This is a genomic window from Enterococcus sp. LX10, from assembly GCF_023539285.1.
Classification (GTDB): Bacteria; Bacillota; Bacilli; order Lactobacillales; family Enterococcaceae; genus Enterococcus; species Enterococcus faecalis.
This window is the reverse complement of record NZ_CP092784.1, coordinates 1,365,176-1,379,484: the sequence shown is the minus strand read 5'-3', so window position 1 is coordinate 1,379,484 and position 14,309 is coordinate 1,365,176. Positions and strand designations below refer to the sequence as shown.

Genomic DNA, 14,309 nt, shown 5'->3' with positions numbered 1-14,309 from the left:
TTAAATTCCTCCTTCTCTATTTAAAAATGCTCGAATTTCTTCCGTTGGTAAAGAGACAATTTTCGCTTGACCAATTTTTTCTAAGACAATGATTTTAATCTGTCCCCCACGTGTTTTTTTATCATGTGTAATTGCTTGATAGAGACGTTCTTCTGGCCAACGATCTGTCGTTACTGGTAAATGGAACTTTTCTAGCATGGTGACCAACTCTTGGGTAGTCCCAAGTGGGGAAAGCCCTCGTTGTTCTGCGACTTGAGTTATTTGAATCATTCCTAAAGAAACGCCTTCACCGTGAGCAATCACCCCGTAACCAGCTGTATTTTCTAATGCGTGGCCAATCGTATGCCCAAAATTCAGAATCAAACGTAAGCCCAAATCTAATTCATCTTCTTCGACGACATCACGTTTAATCTTGCAACAGGCCGTGATAATTTCTTCTGCATGTGCCACTAAATCTTGTTCATTTTCCAAAGAGGATAAACGGTGCCACAATTCAACATCAGCGATAGCTGCTGATTTTACAATTTCTGAAATTCCTTCACGCACACGTCTAGGTTCTAATGTTTTAAGTGTATTAGGATCAATTAAAACCCCATCTGGTTGGGCAAAAGTACCGACAAGATTTTTGGCTTTTTTAGTATTAACCGCTGTTTTACCTCCAATGCTACTATCTACTTGTGCCAGTAAGGTTGTTGGTACTTGCAAAAAGTGAATGCCGCGCATATAGGTTGAAGCGATAAATCCAGCTAGATCTCCCACAACGCCTCCACCTAAAGCAATTAGACCATCACTTCGAGTCAATTGCTGTTCCGCTAAAAAATCATAAAGCAGTTGAGCTGTTTCGAGGCTCTTACTTTGTTCACCTGCCGCTACAGCAATCAATGATGTTTCAAAACCAGCAGCTTGCAATTCTTTCTCAACAGCTGCGCCATATAATTTATTCACCGTTTCATCGGTAATAATCGCTACCCGTTGTGGCTGCCACAGGCTACGTACCCAGGTGCCAATTTTATCTAAGGCACCTGTTTCGATGGTTAAATCATATGAATGTGTAGGTAACGTTACGGTTAATTTCATGTCCTCTACTCCTCTGTCTTTACTAATCTTCTAAAGCATTAATTTCTTTCATTGCTTTTTCGATGATATGAACTTCTTTCATCATACGTAGGTAAGTTTTTTCATTCAAGGATTGTGGCCCATCTGACCACGCATTCGCTGGATCTGGGTGAATTTCTACAATCAAGCCGTCCGCACCTGAAGCAACACCTGCTCGGGCCATTGGCGGTACTAAATCCCAGATACCAACACCATGACTCGGATCAACAATAATTGGAAAATGACTTAATTTTTTAATTAAAGGCACCGCACTTAAATCAAGTGTATTGCGCGTAGCGGTTTCGTACGTACGAATCCCACGTTCAATGAAGATCACATTGAAATTTCCTTGCGCAGCAATGTATTCAGCTGCGTTTAGCCATTCATCAATCGTACCGGCAATCCCGCGTTTTAAGCCAATAGGTTTTCCAGTTTTACCAACCGCTTGTAATAACTTGAAATTTTGCATGTTGCGCGCACCGATTTGTAAAATGTCACTGTATTTTGCGACAAGTTCTAAATTCGCTTCATCCATCACTTCTGTAATGACTTGCATATCTAATTCATCAGCCGCTTGGCGAATGTATTTCAGTCCTTCTTCTTCTAGCCCTTGGAAAGCGTATGGCGACGTTCTAGGTTTAAATGCACCACCTCGTAAAATTGTTGCACCGCCAGCTTTAGCAATTCGCGCACATTCACGAATCTGATCTAAGCTTTCGATTGAACAAGGACCCGCCATCATGGTCATACTGCCGTCACCGATTTTAACACCGTTCACATCAACCACTGTATTCTCTGGATGAAATAAACGACTCGTTAGTTTGTAAGACAACGAAATGCGGACACTTTTCTCCACGCCTTCTAATGCTGTTAACTCTGCTTCAACTAATTTTTCTGTATCACCAATCAAGCCTATCACTGTTTTTCCATTATCTTGACTTGTTTGAGTAGTTAAGCCTGCACCTGTTACTAAATCAATGACTTGTTTCATTTGCTTTTCGGTTGCATTTTCTTTCATAATTACGATCATTATATTCTCTCCTCATGCCTTTAAACGGCGCTCTTTTTATCTATTTTCAATTTTACGTTTTACGACTGATACAGGCATTTTTTGTCCTGTCCATTGTTCAAAAGCAGCAGCTCCTTGATAAAGTAGCATGTCCAAGCCGTTGCTTGTTTCTGCGCCACGTAAACGGGCTTCTTTTAATAACTGTGTTTCTCTGGGATTATAAATAGCATCATACACGAATAACTTCGGCTGAATCATTGCATAATTTTCTATAGGACTACTATGTGCATGTGGATGCATACCCACACTCGTTGCATTAACTAACAAGACGCTTTCAGCAACATCTTTTGCTAGTTTTTCAGTATCCGCTAAATCGTTTAAATGAATTACACAGTTGGTTCGTTCAGTGAAATTTGCCAGTTTTTTTTGACTGTCGTTAAACCCCGCGCTTTTCCTGTTGTAAACGGCGATTTCTTTCACGCCATCTAAAGCAGCTTGGGCAATGATTGATAAGGCTGCACCACCTGTTCCTAAGATGGTCATTTTATTCTGAAAAACGTCAACCTTTTTCTCTTTCAAACTCCACATAAAACCAGTACCATCCGTGCTGTCTCCGTAAAGTTTTCCATCTTTGTTGACAATCGTATTAATCGCGCCAACCAGTTGGGCGGTAGGACTTAGTTCATCCATATAACTTACAGCCGCCACTTTATTGGGCATTGATAAGTTGGCCCCTAACATATGAAACGTTCGAATCGCTTCAATTGCTTGTGGCAATGTCTCTTGTCCAACGTCAAACGCCAGATACCGAGCATCAACTCCTAAATTTTGAAATGCTGTATTATGAATCAACGGTGAAATACTGTGTTGGCTGGGTTTCGCGAATAACCCAGCTAAACGAGTAGATCCAGTTATTTCTTTCATCCTGTGTGCTCCTTTACGAAATTTTTTTAGTAAGTTTCTGAAATCCTAATTTTTGGCCAAACAAAAAGGATATTCACAGTAAATTTTAAGAAAAATCTACAGTGAATACCCTACAAAAAAGCAATATAAAAGCCACTATAGATTTTCTTAAATCTACATGGCTGAAAGTCATCTTAAATTTCCCTAGCCATTATAGATACAAACGTTTGTTGTCTGTACCCATAATGTTATGAATACAAACCTATCTAAAATAGCTAAAGTAAAAGTTATTCAGTTGTGTATGGTTTTTCTTCGTTGTTGTCATAAGAATCACTCCAAAACTGATTTAATTAAGAATTGTTAACAGTATACCGCTAGAAAAAACATGTGTCAACACTTATTCGCTTATTTTTTTGACTATTCCATTAAAAACAATGTTATTTTATTCGCCAAAAGACTAAAAAAGCCACAGGAACCAGTCATTTCACTGATTCCTGTGGGGCAAAAATTATTTTAATTCTTCAGCGTATACATCATCAACTGTTTGTGTTGGGTCGATAACAATGTATAAGTTTTTAGTTTTTTCGCTGACTTTTGTAGATTGATAGATGTTATCCAAGCCCTCATCTGTTTTATCTTTGTAAGGGAAATAAACTAAATCTGGTGTGCCATTTTTGTAAAGAATTTCCATACGTTCGATATCTTCATATTTTAAAGCACGAGAGAACATCCCTAATTCTAAGCCACCTAAGTTAATATCGTGGGTTTGAACATGATCTCCTTCTTGGAAAATTTCAATTTTGAACCCTTCACATGGATGAATTTCAACAAATTCACTACCATGGATACGGCCAAAACTTGTTGTAATATGTTTAATCCATAAATCACCAATAAAACGACGATCAATCGTCCAAGTTTCACCATTTCTGAAATAAAATTTAAGTCCTGTCATTTCTCTAGCCATAGCACAAATCTCCTTACTTAAAAATAATTTCTTACATTATTAGTTTACCATACTTTTGATAAACGGTCACAAACTTTCGCTGTAGATTCTTAATCTTTTGTTATTCTTTTTAAAAAAGAATCAATCTCAACTACTGCACGTTGGTGAGAACCTTTGGCAATTTGTCGTTCTCCTTCATAAGCAACAAATTCATAGCGTATTTTGTGTGCAGTCTGTTCAATGCTGGTCATCGTAACAACGATTGTCGCCCCTACCGCGGATGGATATAAGTGGCACAATTCTAACACCGTTCCGACAGTTGTTTCCCCAACTGATAATTGGTCCTTCACAGCTTCTTTGGCTGTTTGTTCAATCATGGCAGCTAAAGCAGGGGTTCCTAAAACTTCTAAGTCACCAGAACCGAGCATTTTAGCCGTTTGTGATTCTTTCACCAAAAATTCTTTTGTAAACATTTCTGTTGGCATTATGCTTTCTCTCCTTTTGAACGTTGTTTTTTGGCAAACGAAAGCAGAACTTCTTGTTTATTCTCTAAGCTACCTTCAACAACGTGTTGCTCGATTTCAGCAATCAGTTCCCCTAACCATTTGCCTGGTGTTTCTTCTAAGACGGCTAAAAGGTCTTTTCCTGTTATGGCCAATTCATGTCTTTGATGGATGGGTAATGCCTTAACTAACTCTTTTGTTACTTGTACTTGACTCTCTTGTTGGTAATAATATAAAAGCCTTTCAACAAGTACTGCTGATTCTTCGCCTAATTCATAAAGCATCATTGGCTGCCAGTCGTTATTCAAACGAAAACGCAGACCACGTACTAATTGTGAAACGTTTTGAATTAATTGATTTGAAAGTTTCCAAGCCTTTAAGAAGGAGCGGATTTCTGCTTCTGGTAAATTCAATGATTGGATAAGTAACGTCCACGCTTCTGCTTCTGTTTCAATTTGACGAGCAGGCAAGTCCATTAAACGAAAAAGTCCAGCCCCTTGTTCTCGTAATTTGGGACAGTATTGATAGCATTCTGTTTCAATAAACGGAGCTAAGCCACCTTGTCGATTAACCCCTAAAAGCATTTTTACAAATTCAATCGTAATGCGTTCTACTGAAATTTTTTCTAATAAAGGATGAAATTCAGCGATAGCGGCTAAGGTTTTTTCTTCAATTTTAAAATCTAATTGGCTAGCAAAGCGTAAGCCCCGCATCATCCGCAGAGCATCTTCATGAAACCGCTCATGGGGATTGCCGACTGCACGAATGGTTTGATTAGTTAAATCTTCGATACCATCAAATAAATCAATGATTTCGCCTGTGCTGTCAAGCGCCAAGGCATTAATCGTAAAATCTCGCCGTTTTAAATCTTCTTTCAAGGAGCGAACAAAGGTGACTTCATCTGGTCGGCGAAAGTCTTGATAAGTTGACTCGGTACGAAAGGTTGTTACTTCATACTGTTGATCTTCCATCAATACAAGGACTGTGCCATGTTCGATGCCCACATCAACGGTTCGTTTAAAAATTTGCTTAATTTCTTCTGGATAGGCACTTGTCGCAATATCGACATCATGGATTGGTTTATTTAATAAAGCATCACGGACACTGCCCCCGACAAAATACGCTTCAAAGCCCTGTGCATTGATTTCACGAATAACGGGAGCGGCTTCTTTAAATTCGTTTGGAATAGTTGTCAATTTCATAGCATCTGTTCCAATCCGTAAAGTAGTTCTGTTCTCTGTACCACTTGCCGACAAGCTAACGCCACTCCTGTCATGAATGAACGCCGATCATAAGAATCATGCCGAATAGTGAGCCCTTCACCTACACTGCCAAATTGGACTTGTTGGTGTGCCACTAAACCAGGTAAGCGGACACTATGGATTCGCAGACCCTCGAAATCAGCCCCGCGTGCCCCTGGTATTGATTCTACCTCTTGCGGATTCCCTTGTTTTTTTGCTGGCCGAACTTCTTGAATCATTTCTGCAGTTTTTATAGCCGTTCCACTTGGTGCATCTAATTTGTTATCATGATGTAATTCAATGATTTCCACATCCGGAAAATACTGTGCCGCTTTTTGGGCAAATTGCATCATTAAAACTGCCCCAATTGCAAAATTTGGCGCAATTAAGCCGCCGATGGCTTTTTCTCGAGATAGGTTTGTCAATTCGTTGATTTGTTCCTCCGTAAAGCCTGTCGTCCCAACAACTGGCGCCATACCGTGTTCCAACGCAAAACGCGTATTTGGATAGGCGGCTTCAGGAACCGTAAAATCAATCCAAACATCTGGTTTGACAGCTAGGACTTCTTCTAAGCGCTGAAAAACGGGAATTGCTGTTTCATCATTGAAAGAAACAGTTTCTTGTGCTTCATGAGGATCATACACACCTACTAATTCAAAGTCTGCGGTTTCTAAGACCATTTGTGTAGCAGTACTGCCCATCCGTCCTTTAAACCCAGCGACAATTATTTTAATCATGTGTTTTCCCATCCTTTCTTTCAAAGCGATAGCGATCCCGCTTGTTAAATTTGGCCATATTTTCTTCAAAAACTTCGGTTAAATCAATCTCTAAAGAATTTGCCATGCTAATCAATACAAAAAAGACATCTCCAAGTTCCTCTGATACTGTCTTTGGTTTTTCGTCTGCTTTTTTCTGTTTTTCACCATAATAATGATTGACTTCACGGGCTAATTCTCCGACCTCTTCCGTCAAACGAGCCATTTGTCCTAATGGTGAAAAATAGCCTGTTTTAAACTGTTGAATATAATCATCAACTTCTGTTTGCATCGATTGCAAACTACGTTGTTCTGATTCTGACATTTTACCCCAACCTTTCTTACTCTACCTCCTACATCTTATCAAAAACTCGGCTATCTGGAAAGGTTCTACTTGTTGTTTTATATAGAGAATGATACAGTTTATACTGTAAAAGGACGTGATTAAATGGAAGAACAAAGATTTTATTTTAAAGATGTGTTATTTATTGTATTAGGAAGCTGTATCTATGCCTTTGGTTTGGTTACTTTCAATATTGCCAATGACCTGGCCGAAGGTGGTGTCACAGGGATTACTTTGATTTTAAGAGCCTTATTTCATTTTAACCCAGCATATACGACATTATTAATCAATATTCCGCTCTTATTAATTGGTGGTAAAATTTTAGGCAAACGTTCCCTCTATTATACGCTAATTGGTACCGTGTCGTTATCGGTATTTTTGTGGTTTTGGCAAAAATTTCCTGTTGAAATTAATTTAGATCATGATTTATTGATTGCTGCTCTCTTAGCTGGTTTGGCCGCAGGATTCGGGAGTGGCCTTGTTTACCGCGTAGGCGGAACCACTGGTGGGACCGACGTCATTGCCCGCATTTTCGAAAAATACTTTGGGATTAGCATGGGCCGCTCGTTGTTACTTTTTGATGTTGCAGTCTTACTCCTCTCGTTGACCTATATTGATGTCAAACGAATGATGTATACTTTAATTGTGTCCTTTGTTTTCAGTCGTGTTGTCGATTCTGTACTCGACGGAGCCTATGCTGCGAAAGGAATTTTAATTGTTTCCAATCATTCCGAAGAAATCGGTCAAAGTTTAATGGCTTCTTTAGAACGTGGGGTAACATATTTAAATGGTGAAGGTGCTTATTCACAAGTGGAAAAACGGGTTCTCTACACGGTAGTCAGCCCTCGAGAAATAATGGAAGTCAAACGGATTGCTAATGAAATAGATGAAAAAGCCTTTGTGTCCATCATTAACGTACATGAAGCAATTGGCGAAGGCTTTACTTATGCAAAACCTAGCAAACAACGGCGCTTTAAATTAAAACAATAAATAAAACCCAGCATTTTCAATAAATGCTGGGTTTTATTTATTGTTGTTTCAAACGATTTAATTCATCGGATAATTCTAAAAACGCTTCTTTGTTGCCTGTTTCTAAAGCATCATCAATTTGTGCTTTAAGTAATGCCATTCGCTGCGTTTGTTCTTCTTGCTTAAAATATTGATCAATCGCTCTGGCAACTTCCTGATCCACTTGTTCATTCCATGGCGCAAACGGATTATCTTCTAAAACAGATAAATACTGGCTCGTTTGCCATGCCTCTGGAAATACACATTCTAAATAAAGAGCTTTCCGCCAATTCATTCGAATCTCATGAAAAATTTGTTCCGGATCTGTAAATTCTTGTGCTTGGATAAAAAGCAATAACGGCTCCTTACCTAAACCATCTGCTACCACGCGGATCCCTCGATCAGTCTTCTCTACGTTCTCAACAAAATGAACATTATTTAAAATCGCATCGTGCGTTAATAAGTAATTTAAAATCCACAGTACTTCTCTTCTTCCAAAAGGCACTGTATTCACTAACCAAGTTAAAAATTTTTTCTTTTCTGATAAACTAACAAACATCGTCGTTTCCTATCTTTCTTCCATATCTGCTAGCACAGATTGCATGTCGACATCACCAGGTTCATGTTCCAAATAATGGTGCAACAAGTGTTTTGCTTTTTCAAGTTCGCCTTCTTCTCGTAAGAACAATGCGTATTCTTTTAGAAATTCTGGTTCGTGAGACAATTCTTGCGCTGCTTGTTCGTAATGAACTTTAGCGACGGCAAAGTCTTCTAATTCGTTGTACGCTTTTGCTAAGTTCCATTCAGCATAAGGATGATCCGTTTCCTCTAAATCATTTAAGATAGTAATTACTTCCTCAAAACGCTCTTCCGTGATGTAGAGATTACTTAAGGTCAAACGACTTTCATCTGTTTTCTCACCTAATTCCAAAGCTTTTAACAACCAGTTTTCAGCACCAGCAATGTCGTGTAAGCGATAGGCATTTTCAGAGGCAAATTGGTATAACTCTACTTGGAATGGGTTTTCCGCAATTCCTTCTTCGATCACCGCTTTTGCTTCCTCTAATTGCTCTTCTTCTTGGAGCGCTTCCGCTAAATATAGATAAAGTGATTGATAATGTGGGTTTAGTGTTTTTAATTGCTGGAACAACGCAATGGCTTTTTGATTCTCATGTAACTGTAAATAAGTGAAAGCTAACTGGAATAAACGATCGTCTGTTTGTTCTTCTTTGACCGCGGCTTCCAAATAAGGAACTGCTTCTTCAAAATCACCTAACATGCTGTAACTACTTCCTAAGCGTTCGTTCAAGGAAATAGCAGAGATTTGCGCTGTCCCACTTTCTACAATGCTTTGATAACGAGTAATAGCCTCGACAAATTGACCATTTGTAAAATATAGTTCTCCCAAAGCAAATTGAATTAACGGCTCTTCTGGCATAAGATTGGCTGCTTCTTTTAATTTCGCTTCACTGACTTCTGGAATCCCTAAAACTTGGTACAAATCCGCAGTGACTAAGAGACTTTGGACATAACTGTCACTAGTTTCTGGAATTTTTTCTAAATAGATGAATGCGTCATCTATTTCATTATTTTCAATGGCGATTTCTGCTAATGGAATGTTTAAGCCATCTGCATCGGGAAATTGTTCCAACAATTGTTGGAAAATTTGTTTGGCTTCTTCTAGAAAACCTAAAGATAATAACGTTTCCCCTAAATCAGCTAAGGTATTTTCATCATCTTTCTTTAATGCTTCTTCAAACATTAACTGTGCTTCTGCTAAATTTTCAGCTTGTAATGCTTGAACCATTTTTTCACTATATGACATAATTTCCCCTCAAATCTCTTTTAAAATTTCTTGGTATCTTTCAATCGTTGTTAACAGTTGATCGGGCGTTGGCTTTAAAGCTGCTCCTAGTTGACCGATTTTTTCCAACATCATAGGAGGACCTAGTGTTTCTGTGTGAGTCAAGACTTGTTCTGCGTAATCAGCACTTAAAATTTCTTTTGGAAACGCCACCGGAAAACCTAAGCGAATAAACCAAACGATAAAATTTTTAAATTGAAAGTCAAAGTGATTGACTTGCTGGCTCCATAAAACTTGTAACAATAATCCCAATAATCGTTTCATGGGACCTGATAACAAATGGCCGTTTTCGGTTGTAGCAAAGGCTGCTTCAAAAACTCGGCCAAATTGATCCACTTTTTCCCCTGCTTGTTCATAAAAAGATAACAACTCGTCTAAAATACCATTAAATGACGTTTGATTCAACCGTTTTTTATCTGGATACGTTTGGTATAGCATTTGTAAATAAGCATAATCACAGACAAGACCCGCTCGAATAAAAACGAGCAAATCAATTAAAGGGGCAGCACCTTTTTTATTGGTCAAGGTACTATCAAACAAAATTTCTTCTGAATGATTTTCTATATGCATAGTTGCATGCTGTGCTTGCTGAATTGTGACACTTGGTAAAAGTCCTTGCCGTAACGCTTGAACAGACACAGGCATCAGCCAACATTTGGAGGAACACTTACTTACTTGGTGCAAAAATGCGGTTAATTGTAGTACCCCTTCATTACCCAAACCAATCAATAAAACATCCTGATTTTCTGGCCAATCAGCTAAGAAACGTAACACACTTTCTAATTCTGATAAGTCATTGCAATGAACATCATTGCGACAAATATACCAGTTTAATCCCAACTGTTCCCCAAAGGCATAATTAATCTTCTCAGAAAAAAGATCATAGTAACGCTGATTCGCCAAAACAACGATTGACTCCGTCGTTACTGGTCGTTTTTTTAGGACGGAAGCAAATGTTTCTCCATAAATAATAGCGACCTTGTTTTCCCCTCTAGAATAGTTGTATTTCATTGATTCACCACCTTAAGACTGTTTCCTCTTCCTTCACCCCAAGTCTAGCATAACCACTAAAAAACAGCTACTGGCAACAACTTATTTTTGTCCTTCATTCATAAATCTTTCTCTTTTTATCAAAAAAGCAAGGAGCGAGTGTCGAACCGTTCCCGCTTGATTCTCGGAGCGAAGCACGTTTTTCTCACCCAAGGTTCGTTACAATTTAGCCTTTTAGCGTACTGTTTCGACCACCTCTTAAAATAACATTTTTTATGTATGATTCAAAAAAGAACCCTTGGAAACCAAGGGTTCTAATTGTCTGTCTTATTTCACTGCATCTTTCAATGCTTTACCTGGTTTGAATGCAGGTACTTTGCTTGCAGCGATTTGAATTTCTTGTCCAGTTTGTGGGTTACGTCCTTTACGAGCTGCGCGTTCGCGAACTTCAAAGTTACCAAAACCGATTAATTGAACTTTTTCACCTTTAGCAAGAGTTTCTTGAATTGTTGAAAAGACAGCGTCTACTGCTGCAGTAGCATCTTTTTTAGTTAAACCAGTTGAAGATGCAACGTTTTCGATTAATTCTGCTTTATTTGCCATGGATCATTTCACCTCCTCTATAAGAGATACGATGTTTTTACACACCTAAAGTTCCGTCTATTTTTGAGTGGTCCAAAAACAGACAGCAAATATTGATCTGGTTCAATATTCTGTTAACAAGATAGCATAAGAAAGTTGTAATAGCAAGGTTTTTAGTATATTTTAACCAGTTTTTTCAAAAAATAATCATTTTTTCTCAAAGTTGATAAATTTATTTGAATATCTAAAAAAAGTATGGTAGAATGCACTATTTTCGGCGTCGCGGAATGATTTTAATCGGTGTACCTTCAAACGTAAATGCTTTTCTGATTTGATTCTCTAAAAACCGGGCATAAGAAAAGTGCATTAGTTCTTCTTCGTTGACAAAAATAACAAATGTAGGTGGTTTGACTGCCACTTGTGTTGCATAAAAAATCTTCAAACGTTTTCCTTTATCGGTTGGTGTCGGATTAATTGCTACAGCATCCATTATAACGTCATTTAACAACGCTGAAGGAATCCGTAAGTTTTGATTCATACTTACTGTTTCAATTAGTTCAGGCAGTTTGTTTAAACGTTGTTTGGTTAATGCAGACACAAAAATAATAGGTGCATAATCTAAATATTGGAATTCATCACGAATTTCCGCTTCAAAATCACGCATTGTATTTGTATCTTTTTTAACTGTATCCCATTTGTTGACCACGATAATAATACCGCGACCTGCTTCATGGGCATAGCCCGCCACACGCTTGTCTTGCTCACGAATACCTTCTTCTGCATTCAAGACCATTAAAACAATGTCTGAGCGTTCAATCGCCCGCATTGCGCGCATGACGCTATATTTTTCAGTTGATTCGTATACTTTCCCACGTTTACGCATACCAGCTGTATCAATCATTAAGAACTTTTGACCTTCTTCAGATTCAAAATACGTATCGATTGCATCTCGCGTTGTTCCTTCAATATCTGAAACAATCACACGATCTTCACCAAGAATAGCATTAATCAATGATGATTTACCGACATTTGGACGCCCGATTAAACTAAATTTAATTGTATCTTCGTCCTCTTCTTCTGAAGTGTTAGGAAAATGTTTAACTGCTTCGTCTAACACATCGCCAATGCCTAAACCGTGACTACCAGAAACTGGGAAAGGATCCCCTAGTCCTAAAGCATAAAATTCATAAATATCATTACGCATTTCAGGATTGTCAACTTTATTAACAGCTAAGATCACTGGTTTATTACTACGATATAAAATTTTTGCTACTAACTCATCTGCATCAGTAATTCCTTCACGGCCACTAGCAACAAAGATAATCACATCTGCTTCATCAATCGCAATTTCTGCTTGGTGTTTGATTTGGTCCATAAATGGTTCGTCACCTAAATCAATCCCACCTGTATCAATAATACTAAATTCACGCCCTAACCATTCTCCAGTTGTATAAATACGGTCGCGTGTTACGCCAGGAGTATCTTCTACAATCGAGATACGCTCACCGGCAATGCGGTTAAAAATAGTCGATTTACCGACATTCGGTCTACCGACAATCGCAATAGTTGGATTTGCCATTTGATTCCCTCCTTGAGAATTTCAATCCTTACTAGTTTACCTAATCAAACCTTAAAGTGCAAGAAAAGTTTTAGTTTCTGCTGATTTTCTAACCAATTCAAGAAAAAATGAGTTTGACATAGCCGATCTGTTTACGGCTATGTCAAACTCATAAATTTCAAGAAAGTAACGTGTTATTCCTCTTCTTTCGCATCAGATAAAGCGTCACCTAAAATATCGCCCATGGTAAAGCCAGTATTTTCTTCAGGCAATTCATATTCCTGTTCTTCTTTTGGTTCTTCTTGAGACTCAGGTTTTGGTTCTAACGCTTTGATACTTAAAGCAATACGATGTTCCTCTGGATTAACTTCTAAAACTTTCACTTGTACTTGATCCCCTTCATGAAGAACTTCATGAGGCGTTGCAATATGCTTGTGAGAAATTTGAGAAATATGCACTAATCCTTCCACACCAGGGAAAACTTCCACAAAGGCACCGAAGCTTGTTAGGCGTTTTACTGTTCCATCTAAAACAGTCCCAGCGGCTGCTTTTGTTTCGATATCTGTCCATGGTCCAGGCAATGTTTCTTTAATAGATAAAGAAATACGTCCTTCTTCTGGATTAATTGAAAGAATTTTTACTTGAACGTCTTCGCCAACAGTTAACGCATCACTTGGTTTGCCCACATGCTGATGAGCAATTTCAGAAACATGAACTAAACCATCCACGCCACCTAAATCAATGAATGCGCCGAAATCTGTTAAACGAGCTACTTTCCCTTCAACAACGTCTCCGTCATGTAAAGAAGAAAGTAATTCTTCTTTTTTCGATTCTTTTTCAGCTTCAACAACTGCTTTATGTGAAAGAATTAAGCGGTTTTCTGAAGGTTCGATTTCAATAATTTTAAATGCTAGTGTTTGACCTTTATATTCAGAAAAATCTGCAACAAAATGATCTTCAACCATTGAGGCAGGAACAAATCCGCGAACACCGACATCAACAACCAAACCACCTTTAACAACATTTGTAACAGGTGCTTCGATTACTTTGCCCGCTTGGAAATCTTGTTCAATTTCTTCCCAAACTTTTTTAGCATCTAAACGGCGTTTTGACAGTAAATAACTGCCGTTTTCTTTATCTTTGCCAATTGATGTGATAACAACTAAATCTAACACATCACCGACTTTCACAAGTTCGTGTACATCTTCAACTGGTAAAGTCGATAATTCCTTTGCAGGAACAACGCCTTCAACGCCCGCTCCTTCAATGCCGACAACAACTTGTTTGTCTTCGATGGCTAAAACTTCGCCTTTAACAATATCGCCAACACTGACTTCTTGAACGCTGTTCATTGCATCTTCCATTGTTTCGTTGTTTGCTACTTGTTTGTCTTCAAAATCTGTCATGCCTCTTATCCTCCTATGCCAACAAAAATTCCAAAACTTAGCTATATATACTTACATAGTACGAGATTTTTGTAAAAAAATAAAGCGATTTCTTCTATTTTTCTTAAAA

Annotated in this window: 15 protein-coding genes; 1 reads left to right on the top strand and 14 read right to left on the bottom strand. The window is 38.2% G+C overall.

Annotated features, from left to right (window positions below; translation table 11 throughout):
- The 8 genes from aroB to MKZ30_RS06535 form a co-directional block, all read right to left on the bottom strand.
- Positions 1-1,077, bottom strand: coding sequence for a 3-dehydroquinate synthase (aroB, locus tag MKZ30_RS06570; protein WP_010816522.1), 1,077 nt, complete (start codon positions 1,075-1,077; stop codon positions 1-3).
- A gap of 22 nt (positions 1,078-1,099) precedes the next feature.
- Complete coding sequence (gene aroF / locus MKZ30_RS06565) at positions 1,100-2,125, bottom strand: 3-deoxy-7-phosphoheptulonate synthase (protein WP_002363948.1); 1,026 nt, start codon at positions 2,123-2,125, stop codon at positions 1,100-1,102.
- Positions 2,126-2,161: 36 nt separating this feature from the next.
- Positions 2,162-3,028 carry a shikimate dehydrogenase gene (gene aroE / locus MKZ30_RS06560; protein ID WP_002377421.1) on the bottom strand — a complete coding sequence of 289 codons (867 nt, stop codon included), beginning with the start codon at positions 3,026-3,028 and terminating at the stop codon, positions 2,162-2,164.
- 487 nt (positions 3,029-3,515) lie between these two features.
- The gene (locus MKZ30_RS06555) at positions 3,516-3,971 is read right to left on the bottom strand and encodes a hypothetical protein (RefSeq protein ID WP_002357586.1); all 456 of its coding nucleotides are present in this window, start codon (positions 3,969-3,971) and stop codon (positions 3,516-3,518) included.
- 89 nt (positions 3,972-4,060) lie between these two features.
- Entirely contained in the window at positions 4,061-4,435 is a 375-nt protein-coding gene (locus MKZ30_RS06550) for a thioesterase family protein (RefSeq protein WP_010816520.1), read from the bottom strand.
- Complete coding sequence (locus MKZ30_RS06545; RefSeq protein WP_025189204.1) at positions 4,435-5,655, bottom strand: CCA tRNA nucleotidyltransferase; 1,221 nt, start codon at positions 5,653-5,655, stop codon at positions 4,435-4,437. The genes MKZ30_RS06550 and MKZ30_RS06545 overlap by 1 nt, the downstream gene beginning before the upstream one ends.
- A complete protein-coding gene (gene dapB, locus MKZ30_RS06540) occupies positions 5,652-6,431 on the bottom strand; it encodes a 4-hydroxy-tetrahydrodipicolinate reductase (protein ID WP_002357591.1) in 780 nt (259 codons plus the stop codon). Before dapB ends, MKZ30_RS06545 begins: the two co-directional genes overlap by 4 nt.
- The gene (locus MKZ30_RS06535; RefSeq protein ID WP_002363944.1) at positions 6,424-6,774 is read right to left on the bottom strand and encodes a nucleotide pyrophosphohydrolase; all 351 of its coding nucleotides are present in this window, start codon (positions 6,772-6,774) and stop codon (positions 6,424-6,426) included. The genes dapB and MKZ30_RS06535 overlap by 8 nt, the downstream gene beginning before the upstream one ends.
- A gap of 123 nt (positions 6,775-6,897) precedes the next feature.
- Between MKZ30_RS06535 and MKZ30_RS06530 the strand changes: the two genes are divergently transcribed.
- Positions 6,898-7,782 carry a YitT family protein gene (locus tag MKZ30_RS06530; RefSeq protein ID WP_002357595.1) on the top strand — a complete coding sequence of 295 codons (885 nt, stop codon included), beginning with the start codon at positions 6,898-6,900 and terminating at the stop codon, positions 7,780-7,782.
- Positions 7,783-7,819: 37 nt separating this feature from the next.
- Here MKZ30_RS06530 and MKZ30_RS06525 read toward each other — a convergent pair whose 3' ends face one another.
- The 6 genes from MKZ30_RS06525 to rpsA form a co-directional block, all read right to left on the bottom strand.
- Entirely contained in the window at positions 7,820-8,359 is a 540-nt protein-coding gene (locus tag MKZ30_RS06525) for a ReoY family proteolytic degradation factor (protein ID WP_002360333.1), read from the bottom strand.
- Between the two features lie 9 nt (positions 8,360-8,368).
- Positions 8,369-9,625: a tetratricopeptide repeat protein gene (locus MKZ30_RS06520; RefSeq protein ID WP_002377424.1), complete on the bottom strand. Its 1,257-nt coding sequence runs from the start codon at positions 9,623-9,625 to the stop codon at positions 8,369-8,371.
- Positions 9,626-9,634: 9 nt separating this feature from the next.
- Positions 9,635-10,675, bottom strand: coding sequence for a hypothetical protein (locus MKZ30_RS06515; protein WP_033600988.1), 1,041 nt, complete (start codon positions 10,673-10,675; stop codon positions 9,635-9,637).
- A 306-nt stretch (positions 10,676-10,981) separates the two neighbouring features.
- The gene (gene hbs / locus MKZ30_RS06510; RefSeq protein ID WP_002357604.1) at positions 10,982-11,257 is read right to left on the bottom strand and encodes a non-specific DNA-binding protein Hbs; all 276 of its coding nucleotides are present in this window, start codon (positions 11,255-11,257) and stop codon (positions 10,982-10,984) included.
- A gap of 247 nt (positions 11,258-11,504) precedes the next feature.
- Positions 11,505-12,815 (bottom strand): ribosome biogenesis GTPase Der, encoded by a 1,311-nt coding sequence (gene der / locus MKZ30_RS06505; RefSeq protein WP_002360340.1) that lies wholly within the window; start codon positions 12,813-12,815, stop codon positions 11,505-11,507.
- 173 nt (positions 12,816-12,988) lie between these two features.
- Complete coding sequence (gene rpsA, locus MKZ30_RS06500; protein WP_002360341.1) at positions 12,989-14,200, bottom strand: 30S ribosomal protein S1; 1,212 nt, start codon at positions 14,198-14,200, stop codon at positions 12,989-12,991.
- Positions 14,201-14,309 lie beyond the last annotated feature (109 nt).